The sequence below is a fragment of the Algoriphagus sp. A40 genome (genome assembly GCF_002002735.1).
Taxonomy (GTDB): Bacteria; Bacteroidota; Bacteroidia; order Cytophagales; family Cyclobacteriaceae; genus Algoriphagus.
Genome location: NZ_MUNY01000059.1, coordinates 1 through 12,062 on the forward strand (window position 1 = coordinate 1; position 12,062 = coordinate 12,062).

General features: G+C 44.8%; 9 protein-coding genes. 5 read left to right on the forward strand and 4 right to left on the reverse strand.

All coding sequences use genetic code 11. The annotated features are described in order from the left end of the window. Window positions 1-407 precede the first annotated feature (407 nt). From B0E43_RS13645 to B0E43_RS13660, 4 genes are all read left to right on the forward strand, one after another. Window positions 408-2,981, forward strand: coding sequence for a cation-translocating P-type ATPase (locus B0E43_RS13645; protein WP_254423427.1), 2,574 nt, complete (start codon window positions 408-410; stop codon window positions 2,979-2,981). A 102-nt stretch (window positions 2,982-3,083) separates the two neighbouring features. Next, complete coding sequence (locus tag B0E43_RS13650; protein ID WP_077350636.1) at window positions 3,084-3,461, forward strand: GxxExxY protein; 378 nt, start codon at window positions 3,084-3,086, stop codon at window positions 3,459-3,461. Window positions 3,462-3,597: 136 nt separating this feature from the next. Next, complete coding sequence (locus B0E43_RS13655) at window positions 3,598-4,905, forward strand: APC family permease (RefSeq protein WP_077350638.1); 1,308 nt, start codon at window positions 3,598-3,600, stop codon at window positions 4,903-4,905. Between the two features lie 147 nt (window positions 4,906-5,052). Beyond that, the gene (locus B0E43_RS13660; protein WP_077350640.1) at window positions 5,053-5,406 is read left to right on the forward strand and encodes a hypothetical protein; all 354 of its coding nucleotides are present in this window, start codon (window positions 5,053-5,055) and stop codon (window positions 5,404-5,406) included. Between the two features lie 128 nt (window positions 5,407-5,534). On the opposite strand, the gene B0E43_RS13665 is transcribed toward B0E43_RS13660, so the two are convergent. Beyond that, window positions 5,535-6,395 (reverse strand): oxygenase MpaB family protein, encoded by an 861-nt coding sequence (locus tag B0E43_RS13665; protein WP_077350642.1) that lies wholly within the window; start codon window positions 6,393-6,395, stop codon window positions 5,535-5,537. 103 nt (window positions 6,396-6,498) lie between these two features. Here B0E43_RS13665 and B0E43_RS13670 point away from each other — a divergent pair, with 103 nt between their 5' ends. After that, entirely contained in the window at window positions 6,499-6,930 is a 432-nt protein-coding gene (locus B0E43_RS13670; protein WP_077351047.1) for a nuclear transport factor 2 family protein, read from the forward strand. A 56-nt stretch (window positions 6,931-6,986) separates the two neighbouring features. Here the strand turns inward: B0E43_RS13670 and B0E43_RS13675 are convergent, their stop codons facing one another. From B0E43_RS13675 to B0E43_RS13685, 3 genes are all read right to left on the reverse strand, one after another. After that, the gene (locus B0E43_RS13675) at window positions 6,987-8,441 is read right to left on the reverse strand and encodes a hypothetical protein (protein ID WP_077350644.1); all 1,455 of its coding nucleotides are present in this window, start codon (window positions 8,439-8,441) and stop codon (window positions 6,987-6,989) included. 325 nt (window positions 8,442-8,766) lie between these two features. After that, on the reverse strand, window positions 8,767-11,112 hold the full coding sequence (locus B0E43_RS13680; protein WP_077350646.1) for a TonB-dependent receptor: 2,346 nt from the start codon (window positions 11,110-11,112) through the stop codon (window positions 8,767-8,769). Window positions 11,113-11,285: 173 nt separating this feature from the next. Next, window positions 11,286-11,891 carry a hypothetical protein gene (locus tag B0E43_RS13685; protein WP_077350648.1) on the reverse strand — a complete coding sequence of 202 codons (606 nt, stop codon included), beginning with the start codon at window positions 11,889-11,891 and terminating at the stop codon, window positions 11,286-11,288. Window positions 11,892-12,062: the final 171 nt, after the last annotated feature.

Below are 12,062 nucleotides of genomic sequence, written 5' to 3' on the forward strand. Positions count from 1 at the left end.
CTTGCCACTTCCTTTCCTTCGATGCCGATATAAATGCTCCTGGAGCCTATATCGATTCCTGCTGAATGAAGATTGATCTTTTCCATCCGGATTAGTTTTAAATCCCAAACCCGTTGAACACCTGTAGTGCCAGGCTACCAATCGGACAAGTGAATCACTGTACCATTCTTTTGTACTCAGTTCAACGGAACCATACTCAGCGACAGGCAGGTGCACTATCACGAAGGCGGCCAAACTGTTTAGGATAAGGCTAAGTTAACCCCGTCATTTCCTTTTTGTATGTTCCCGGAATATTTAAGACTCAGCCTGACAAACATTCGCCGTAATTCGTACTTAAACCAAAGCGTTTGAAGTTCAAATAAAACCATCGGCGGTAAATGCCTGATTCCTTTGTAATTTAAGGACAAATGATTCCAGCCTCCATGATTTTTTATCAACAGCCTATTGCCGAACTTTTCAAAGAATTTAAATCCCAAAAAGAGGGTTTAACTGATTCCGAAGCGGAAAAAAGAATCCAGGAATTTGGTCCGAATGCGCTCCAGGAGAAAAAGAAAAAGCCTGTGTGGGTTCTTTTTTTGGCCCAGTTTGAAGACTTCATGATTCTGATTTTGGCTGCAGCAGCAGTGATTTCTGGTATTGTAGGAGACTTGACTGACACAATCATAATCCTGGTAATCATTGTTCTCAATGCCATTTTGGGCTTTGTCCAGGAATACCGGGCGGAAAAAGCCATGGAATCCCTGAAAAAACTGACCGAAACTCAGACCAAAGTTTTTCGGGATGGACAGCCTGTTACTGTTCAATCCAAAGCACTCGTCCCCGGTGATGTGATCGTTTTGGAAGCAGGAAACATGGTTCCTGCAGACATTCGTCTGATTGAGACTTTTTCCCTGAAAATCGATGAATCTTCCTTAACCGGAGAATCGGTCGCTATCGACAAAATCTCCGAGCATATTGCAAAAGAAAGCCTCCCTCCTGGAGATCAGCTAAACATGGCCTTCAAGGGAACTCTTGTAACCAATGGCCGGGCAATCGGACTTGTATTGGCCACCGGGATGAAAACTGAAATCGGAAAAATTGCCGATTTGCTACAGGAAGACACTCCTGTCACTCCTCTTCAGCAACGGATGCAACGATTTGGAAAAGTAATTTCTTACCTGATTCTTGGAATTTGCGCCTTGCTTTTTGTGGCAGGATTGGCCCGGGGAGAAGAAATGTTTCAGGTTCTGCTGCTTTCTGTGAGCCTGGCCGTTGCTGCAATTCCGGAGGCTTTGCCGGCGCTGATTACCATTGCCCTATCCCTAGGTGCAGGTAGATTGGCCAAGAAAAATGCCCTCATCCGCAAGCTTCCTGCAGTGGAAAGTCTGGGATCTGTCACTTACATCTGCACGGATAAGACCGGCACGCTGACCCAAAATAAAATGACAGTGGTCCAAGTCGATGCGGAGCAACAAGCTGGGATCGATTCGGAATTCTCAAATCTCCAACTCGGAATGGGTTTGTGCCATGATGTGCATTTGAATCCAAAAGGAAAACCAGAAGGCGAAGCCACCGAACTTGCCCTGGTTGATAGGATACTCAAGGATTTTTCGACCGGCCAAGTTGAGCAATTGGTGAAAAAATTCCCGAGAGTTGGAGAGGTCCCCTTTGATTCCAATCGGAAAAGGATGAGCACAATTCACCAGTTTGGGGATCAATATTTAGTACTTTGTAAAGGAGCTTCTGAGTCGATTTCAGTGATTTTGAAGGACAAAAAATTCGCTGATGAAGCCAATCTTTCTTCTGAAAAATGGGCAGCAAAAGGTGAACGGGTTTTAGCTTTCGCAGGAAAATTGATCCCAACACTCCCCCTGGAATCGGAATGGAAAAATCTGGAAAACGACCTTGAGTATTTCGGGAAAGTTGGCATGATTGATCCTCCACGCGAGACTGTGAAAGTCTCGATACAGGAATGCCGGACCGCAGGCATCAAACCCGTGATGATTACAGGCGATCATCCCGCCACTGCCAAAGCAATCGCCGACGAAGTTGGTATCTGGAAACCTGGGGACTTGGTCCTGACTGGGGCTGAACTGGCAAAACTCAATGACGAGGAATTTGCCAATCAGGTAGAAAAAGTAAGTGTTTATGCACGCGTTGCTCCAGAGCAGAAACTAAGAATTGTCCAGGCATTGCAGCAAAAAGGTCACTATGCCGCCATGACTGGTGACGGCGTCAACGATGCCCCATCACTCAAAGCTGCGAACATCGGCGTGGCAATGGGAATCGCAGGAACAGATGTAAGTAAAGAAGCAGCGCACCTGATTTTGCTTGACGACAACTTCTCGACCATAGTGGTAGCTGTCAAAGAAGGTCGAAGAATCTATGACAACATCCGAAAATTCATCAAATACATCATGACCTGCAACGGTGCTGAGATTTGGGTAATCGGTTTGGCTCCTTTTCTAGGATTCCCAAATCCCCTTTTACCCATCCATATCCTTTGGATCAATTTGGTGACTGACGGGCTTCCGGCTTTGGCTTTGGCGGGAGAAAAGCCTGAAAAAGACCTGATGAACCGGCCTCCAAGACCTCCCAAGCAAAGTCTGTTTGCCGAAGGTGTGGGCTATCACATTGTTTGGGTTGGCATGCTGATGGCAGGAGTTACATTATTCACTCAATATTGGGCGATTCGACAGGATTGGCACTGGCAAACGATGGTTTTTTCGGTGCTTTCATTTTCTCAATTGGCGCATGTCATGGCAGTAAGAAGTGACCGAACGTTCCTTTTCCGGCAGGGATTATTCAGCAATAAGCCACTTCTTGCCTCAGTTGGACTGACGATGGGGCTACAGTTTGGAGTAATCTATCTTCCTTGGCTCAACGACATCTTTCGCACCCAGCCATTGGACCTGATTGAATTGGTTTTTTGTGGAGGAATGGCACTAATTGTTTTTCATGCAGTGGAAATGGAGAAGCTTGTCAGGGGTTATTTGAAATGATTTCTCACAGATTTCACAGATTTTCACAGATGTTTTTTTGAATCAACTATATTATTTTTGTTTTTATAATTTTAAAAAGCAATCAATTTTTTCTCATATAAAATGGAAATCAACGACTTAACTTTTAAAATCAGGGGAGCTGCTTTTTCTGTTCACAATGGTTTAGGACCAGGTTTATTGGAAAGTGTGTATGAGGCAGCTTTGGCTTTTGAACTAAGCATCATAGGCCTAAAGGTCCGAAGTCAAGTTCCTTTGCCTGTTCAATACAAAAATGTGAATTTGGAACTGGGTTTTAGAATTGACCTTTTGGTGGAGGAAAAAATAATCATTGAAATAAAATCGGTCGAAGCCATTCATGATGTTCATAAAAAACAACTGTTGACTTATCTAAAACTATCGGAGAAAAAAATCGGACTTTTAATAAACTTCAATTCTGCAAAACTTATTGAGAAAGAGAGTATCATTCGAATAATTAACTAATTCTTTCAAATATTTATTCCCGAGAATTACAGATCTCCACCGTTGTTTCGATTTTTTTATCTGTGACTATCTGTGCCATCTGTGAGAGATTTTTTTCTATTTTCAATTTTCTATCAATTTTAGTTCAATTCAATAAATGCCCGAAGCTCCAAAACCTACAGAATTGCAGGAAAAACTACCCCGTAACCTTGGCCTTTGGGGAATTTGGATGCTGGTGGTAAATGGACTGATCGGGGCAGGGATTTTTGGTCTTCCCAGTGGAGCGGCAGCTTTGGCAGGAGAGTACAGCATTTTGATTTACGCATTTTGTGCGCTGCTGATGCTACCTGTCATCCTTTGCTTCGCTGAGTTAGGCAGCTATTTCCGCGGTACTGGCGGTCCCGTTAGATACGGAACCTTGGCCTTTGGTCCGTTTATCGGCTTCCAGGGAGGATGGCTTTACTACTTGGCGAGGTTAATATCTTTTTCTGCCAATACCGTCTTGCTCACAGATAGTATTGCCTATTTTATCCAAGGAGCGAGTGATGGAATCGGGAGACTGGCTTCGCTGGCCGTGATCTGCTTTGGCTTAAGCCTGATCAATGTCCTGGGTTCCGTTGAATCGATCCGTTCGATGACTTTTTTTACGGTTATCAAATTTGCTGTTTTGATTCTGCTGCCTTTGGGAGGATTTATCATCTTGGGTGCTAATGTGATTCCAAGGTTTGATTCCCCAGTATCACCGTTTTCTGATTTGGGAAGTGCTGCCTTGCTGTTGATCTATGCCTTTGTAGGATTTGAAGGAGCTGTAGTCCCAGCCGGAGAAGCCAAAAAGCCTGAGCGCGACATGCCTTTGGGATTATTGTTGGGACTTGGAGTGGTTGCAACCCTTTACATGCTGATTCAAGTGGTAACCCAAGCTGCAGTTCCCAACTTGGCCGAATCCAAAACTCCACTCCTTGATGCTTCCGCGGCACTTTTCGGAAATAAGGGTGCTGTGGTCCTGATGATTGGTGTAGTCGCCTCCGTTTTGGCAAATTTAATCGGAGCCATGTTTTCGTCCACCCGGCTGACTTATGCGCTTTCTCTGGAAAACTCCCTCCCAAAATGGTTTGGAGAAGTCCACCCCAAATTCCTCACGCCAGCCAACTCGGTGATTTTCTTCGGCATATCGGCTTTTTTGCTTTCCTCCTTCGGTTCATTTAAGGTCTTGGCAGCGATGACTGTTTTGTCGCGCCTATTTCTTTATATCATGAGTTGTGCGGCCATACCAAAGCTTCGTCCCCAGTTTATTGGCCAAGGGAGATTTATTCTTAAAGGCGGCTATTTGGTTCCGGTTTTAGGGATTTTAGCATGCCTTTGGCTGATGATGCAAGTAAGTGAACAATCGGTTTGGATGACGGCGCTTTTTATCGGAATCGGCACAGGGCTGTATTGGCTGGGAAGAAAGCAACGAGAAGTTTGATTTCAGATGCTTCGACATACTTCGGCAAGCTCAATACAAGTGCTCAGCACAAGTTTCGGATATGGGATTTCGGATTCAAAATTCATATCACTAAATTCTATCTTTTTCAATAACTTAATACTCAATCACACCTAACCCAATTCAGCTATGAAAGCATTTTGTTCACTCTTTCTTATTCTTCTGCTTGTTGGATTTTCGGCCAAAGCCCAAAATGCAATTGACGTGACCGGTTCTTGGACCATGCAGGTTCAGACTGATGCCGGAAGCGGTTCTCCGGCTTTTGTCCTGAAACAGGAAGGCGAAAAAATCACAGGAACCTACACCGGACAACTCGGAGAATCTCCTGTCACCGGAACGCTCAAAGGCAATGTGATCCATCTGGAATTCAATATTCAGGGAAATCTGATTACCTACGATGGTACCACAACTTCCACCGAAATGGAGGGAAAAGTAAATCTGGCGGAAATGGCCACCGGAACTTTCAAAGGAAAGAAGAAGTAGGGATCAGTTGGCTGTCGCAGTTGGCAGAAATCCTTTGAAGTTATTTAAAACCTCAAAGGATTTTCTATTTCCAGGAATTCCGGTGTTCGGTAAGTTTTGGGGTTCGCAAATTAAAAACTGAACTCTGATCACTGAGACTGATCACTGGCCTTAGAGGAAAAAGTCCCCAACTCTTCGATCTGGTAACCCTCCGGGTAGCTGGGTCTTTTTCTTTTGGTTCCCAAGACCGGTTGGTCTGGTTCTCCCGTGATTTGATGAAAAAGTGCATGGAGTGCCAAACCTTTTTTCACAATCCAAATCCTCAAATTGGAGACTTTTCGGATGCTTAAAGCCTCTCGAAGAGGCGCATCCAGCAAGGCAAAAACAAAGGGACGGCCTAGCCAAAACAGCCATTTTGGAATGTAAAATCCCAAAACCAAATCGATTGTTTTGTCAGCGATGACACGATTGCTGGCCGCAAATCGAAAGTGTTCAGCCTCGTATTTGACATTATAATCCTCAAATTCCTCAAAAGTCTGGGGTATATTTTTGAGGTTCATCCTTTTTCCCAATTCAAGGTAATTTTTGAAAATGCCTTCCTTTTCTACTTCCGTCATCGGCCGATATGCATACTTTTCTACCCATCGGATCGGCTCAAAAATAAAGGTCGAAAGCACGTACAGAAAGTCCTCGTTGGAAATATCAAATCGCCCGTGCATCGAATTCATACGCCGAATTGCGCGCTTTCCCCGAAGGCTATTCATGCCATGTTCGAGAATTTCGAAGAGTATCAGCTCCGTATCATCATAGCGTTTCCTGGGTCTCTGAACAAATTCGCCAGTCTCGGCCAAAACTCCCGAAATCGAGGGCACTGCAAAAGTCCTGAAAAGAGCAAACTCCAAGGACCGCTCCAAATCCCAAGGAAAAACATGGCAGCTCAGCAGGAAGGAAATCTTTTCGTGGTCTGTATCGGGATTTAGAGATTGGATCTGAGTTGAAAAAGGATTCATGAAAAAAGGAAATTCGATTTATGGAATTTACGAGGATGAAAAAACATTTACCTATCCAAGTTCGATTTTTCCTTATTTTCATGGAAAATCAACCCCAAAAGCCATGAAAAAAATATTGTTTGCCGCACTTTTCCTTATCCCGCTGTTCACTTTTGCCCAAGCTGAAAAAGAGGTCGCCGCTTCCGTGGAAAAGATGAGAACAGCTCTCCTTGCCGAAGATGTCGCCACCCTGAAATCCTTAACGTCTGAGGATCTCAACTATGGGCATTCCAGTGGAGTGATCGAAAATCAGGAGCAATTTTTGGAAGTTTTTGCATCTAAGAAAACCGATTATCAGAAATGGGACATCTCGGATCTGAGCATCACATTCCATGGCAAAGAACTGGCAATGGTCAGACACAATGTGGTAGCTGATTTTGCATCCAACGGAAATGTGGCAACCCTGAACCTAGGCTTGTTGATGGTCTGGGTGAAGGAAAAAGGCGATTGGAAATTGCTGGCCAGACAGGCTTTCCGGATTCCTCAGGGGCAGTAGATCAGTTTCTTTGCTTGAAAAAAACGAAAAAGCCGGAATCTCGATTCCGGCTTTTCTTAATCTTTTTTGGCTTTTGCTGGAGTGAGGTTGTAGGTAAATGAGAAATAGTGACCGAAGTCAAACTTTCCTACTATCGGAACAGTGCCTGTGTCGCCCAAATCAAATGACCCATCAAGATCCACTTTATTAGAAAGTCGGATGACCTCTCCCATTGCGATCCCAATACCGAATACCAGACGCTTCATCTTGCCCAGTGATAAGGAAGGGCCGGCTGTTAGACGAAATCGCTGATCTGCTGTCAAATATCCCCCCACGCTTCCTCCAAAATTGACAGACTTGGCGCTGCGATAGGTGAAATTAACTGTAGTCCCAACTCCAAATTCGTATCCACCTTTATTTTCCTCTGAGATCTTGTAAAGCGGACTGTCTTCATCTGGCCCGACAACCGGAGTGGTAATGTAAGTCTTATCCACCAAAGAGGATATGAACAATCCTGCACTGAAATCAATCTTCAGGCCACCCTTCATCCAGACTTTGTAGTCGTAGGTTGTGATTTTTTGGGAAGAGACGGTCTTTTCGCTGGCCGGAAGAACTTCCAAAGTCACTTTGATAAAATCAATATTTTCCCCCTGATGGTCAAGAGGGAGGGTCTGGATGTGATCCTGTATTGAATTTACCAAGACGATGTTTTTGCTGATCTCTTCGATATTTTCATTAAAGGTCTTTCGGAGAGATTTGATATCCTCGTCTCCAAGGTCTCCGAGTAATGTAGAAACCTCTTGGAAATCACTAAATAAGGATTGTATGTCCGAATGCCATATCTGCGCAGAGGCCTGAAGCCCTGTCAAATCCAGTTGGTCTTTCTGACTGCTAATTGCCATCTCAGATTTGGTGAAGTTTGTTCGGCTTATGGAATAATTTGTAAGTGTTCGATAAACACGTCGATAATTTTCGGTGATATCTGCATCACTAAGTATTGTTTTAAAGCTAATTTGGGGGATTATTCCAGATCGGTCAAAAATGGAGTTGACCGATTTGAGATTGGAGTTGGCCGTTTCGAAAATCTCCGATTGTAAATTTGTGATTTTCTGATTTAAGTCGGAATTAGACTTAGATGTAAGTACCTCTGTTGTGGCCTTCTCTAAGTTCCTTAGGTTAGTAAGCTCAATGATTTTTGATGGGAGTGAATCATCTTGAGATGCTTTTTCGATAGAAGGATCCCCGCCGACTTTGGAAAAAGACGCCATAAACGCCTCTCCTCCTTCTCCAAAAAGTGAAACCATCTCATGGTTAAGCGCATATTTGTATTTCAAAGGATTTAGTCCTGTGAATTTGAGAACTACCAATTCCCCCTTGTCGGCTTCCAATCTTTGTTTGGTTCCAGAAATAGGAGAGTTTATAGGAATCGTCAAAACCTTCGGGGAAACCAACCCTACTTCTTGGCCAAAGGAATTGTGAATACTTGTCAAGGCTGTCAGCAGGACAAGCAGTGTTTTCATCGATTTTTTCATAGGTATGGTGTTTGGGAGCGTTGAAAAATGTAATAAAAGCTACGCTAAGCTCCGTAGCTACTCAACATTAAAACAGGATCTGGCGCCTTCCGCCTAGTATTCGGCGGAATCCCTAGCTATAACTGCAAATCCGGTAGAAAAAAAATCAAAACGCATGATAGTTAGCACCTTAAGAGTTCCAAAGCTACGAACCGAACAAAGTAACTTGGCAATCTGCTAAACTAAGTGTGGTAGAGAAACGAGAATTTCAATACTTATTTTGTCTCCCTTTAAAAAATTCAAGTCAAAAAAATCCCTTCAGCATTTCCTGAAGGGATCTCCTTTTCTAAAACTCAATCCGATAGCTGATCAACGGGATCAAAGGAGTCTGGTAGGCTGTCTCGATCTCTCCTTTCATCGGTTCAAAATAGCTTCCATAGATGTTTTTGCGGTTGGTCGTATTCTGAATATCGAGTGCCAGGGTGCTGGTGGATTTAGGCCGGTTCCACTTAAGACTCACCCGAAGATCCGTCCTGAAATAGGCCGGATTTTGCTCTTCAAAGGCCCTTGTCTCGTCATACACGGTTTGGTTTTCGGTGATGGACTGTTCCAAATCTATCGGAGTCGCCCGCAGTCCTCCGCCGTAGATGCTTCGTAGGTTGAGACCAAGCACCCGGTTTTTCTTCAGTTCATATTCCTTTCCGACGGTCAGCGTGAGATTCGCATTTCCGTTGTAGAGTGTGTTTCTCCACTTGTTTTCCTGCGTTTTGTACAGCGAGTTGTACACGGAAGCTGACAGTAGAAAGTAGAGGTTTTTGTGCGTAAACTGCTCCAGGGTAAACTCTCCGCCGTAATTTTTACCTAAACCGTCATTGACCAAAGGATCGGTCATGTACGTCCACTGCTGATTGAGGATGGAGTAGGTTTCGTCCGCACCCGGCTTGACAGGGATATTAAACAGGTGCTGGTAGTAGCCCTCGATCTTCATCCGAAGAAATGGATTCAGCTGACGGTCGTAGCCCACCACAAAATGATGCGACTTGCTCAAGCCCAGATCTTTGTTGGGCAGGCTGATTTGCCCGTTTTCCTCCTGCTCCGCAAAGTAAGTTCCGAGCGGTTGCACCTGACTGTGAAGTCCGTAGCCAAGGCTGAACCGCTGCTTTTCATCCAACTCGTAAGAGGCGCTGATCCTCGGCTCGATGGAGTTGGAGTTATTCAGCAAAAGTTGGAGGTAGTGAAGCCCGACATTGAAGGTTAGCCGCTCGCTTGCCCGATAGTTGAGTTGAGAGAATGCCTGGATGCTTTGCGTATTCCCTTTGGAGTTGATGAAAGTCTCCATGGGATCTCCTTCGTCCTCTCGGCCATTTTCCACAAGATTGTAGGATAGTTGGTTTACATAGATCCCGCTTCGGAGATTGGATCGGGCCGAAAGCTTGGAGTTCAACACACTGGAAAACGTGATCTTAGAGTTGCCAAAATTCTCATAGGACCACTTCTGATCGTTGTATTCATCGTCCAATCGCTCCACGTCATCTCCGATTTCATGTCCGGACGCCAAGACGGTAGTTTGGAGAAAATTGGAATTGTTGATCATATACGAGTACTTGATTCCAACCGCTCCTGTGTTGGAAAAGTATCTGGAACTGTAGCGGTCTCCTTCTCCTTCCCAGGTGAGAGAATCCTTTTCAGCATCCCCGTTTTGGTCACTCAATCCTCCGAAACCAAAGATCGAAAAGCTACTTTTCTTTCCCGCAGGGAGATAGAAATTGAAAGACAAATCCTGGAAATCCGTCACAAAATCACCCAAGGGTATCCCGAGTTTGGACAGGATCGAAAGCGTGGAGTAGCGATAATTGATCAAATAAGAGCCTTTGTAGTTTTTGGCGATCGGACCTTCAGCGGCTACGTCCGTTCCCAAAAAGCCTGCCTGTAGGGTAAATTCGCGTTTTTCGTTGTTTCCCTTTCTCAAACTCAAATCAAAAACCCCACCCAGCGCATTGCCATATTCGGCAGGGAAAGCACTCGTCAAGAAGTCAGAATTGGCAAGCAACTGCGAACTGAGGATCGAGATTCCGCCTCCCGATGTTCCCGGATTGACGAAGTGATTGGGATTGGGGATGTCGATGCCCTCCATTCTCCACAATAAACCATTTGGGCTGTTGCCACGGATGGAGATGTTGTTGTTGCCATCGTCTGTGCCGACGACACCAGAGAATGAAGTCGCCATTCGGCCGGGATCGTTCACAGCCGCGGCAAATTTTCTCGTTTCCTCAACGGAAAAGGTCCTTCCGCTCACCGTCACCATGTCATTGACTGTTCTTTCTTTTTCAGCACCCATCACCACAACTTCATCCAACTGGCCAAAATCCTCCTCAATGGTAATCGCCAACACGACCTCCTTGCCGGAATTGACCAAGACATTGGGGAGAATCAGGTCCTGATAGCCGACAAAGCTCACTCGAAGCGTGTGAGTTCCCAGCGGTACCTGTGAGATCTTGAAGTCTCCATCCACATCCGTGGCAACTCCCATCAACGGATCTGTGTTGAGGATCATCACGGTCGCCCCAGGGATCGGAGCCTTGCTGACCTGATCTACTACTTTGCCCCGTACGGTTTGGGTCAAAGTTTGGGCATGAAGGGGATTGATTGCGAAGCAAAAAATCACCAAAAGGAGTTTACTAAGCGAATTCATAGCGTTGGTTTAGTTTAAGGGTGGAAATTAAATCGAGTGATTCGGAAAAGGCAATCCGGTGACAGGTGGCCGATTGCTAATCAATCGGCCACTGTGATTTGGGACAAGAAATTTTGGAATAGCTGGGGCGGAAATGCCCTGGAAAGGAGCTTTTTAGGCTCTAGTTTCTGAGTTTAATTTCCCCATCTTCCACCCCCGACAAAGAAGCCGAGCGTAAAGGCGAAGTATTCGTTAGTGGCCTGGCCGATCACGTCACCGCCCACGTTTTGAAGGTTGCTTTTCGGAACAAAATTGTATTCTACACCGATCCGGAATTTATTCAACTCCACCCCTGCCCGCACCATCGGTGCCCAGGCAAAATCCGCCTCCAGGTTTTCGATGTCGTCTTCATCGATATCTGTCTCTTCGATATCAATATTGCTCAAACTATAGTAGCCAAAACCACCTCCGATATAGGGCGCCACCTTGCCTTCGCCAAAGTTGAAATAGTAATTGGCAGTGCCGGAAACAGAAAGATTTGCTCCGATTTCTCCATCGTAATCATCCGGGATACTGTAGTAAGTGACGTCTTTTGCCATTCCTGTTACACCCATTCTCATTCCTAGGGCAAGGTTGTCCAAGACTAAAACTTGGGGTTCAACATTGACCAGGGCACCAATTCCTCCGTCTTTGGGAGCTGCGAATCCGAAATCCATTTGATACCTGAATTTTCCAGCTTGTTGAGAATATGCAGTTTGCATTACGAGCAATGCGATCATTACGCCGAGTAGTTTTTTCATTTTAGTTTTTGATTTTTAATCGTTTGTCTTTCTGATCAGATTCTCGTCTTGAGGTGAAAAGAAAGAGTTGGTTTAGCTTTCGTTTATAAGACAATCAATCAGGGTTTTACCCCTATGTGGCTTGAATATTTTTTGAATTAAATAATTGAAGTAAGAGAAAGTTGAAAATTA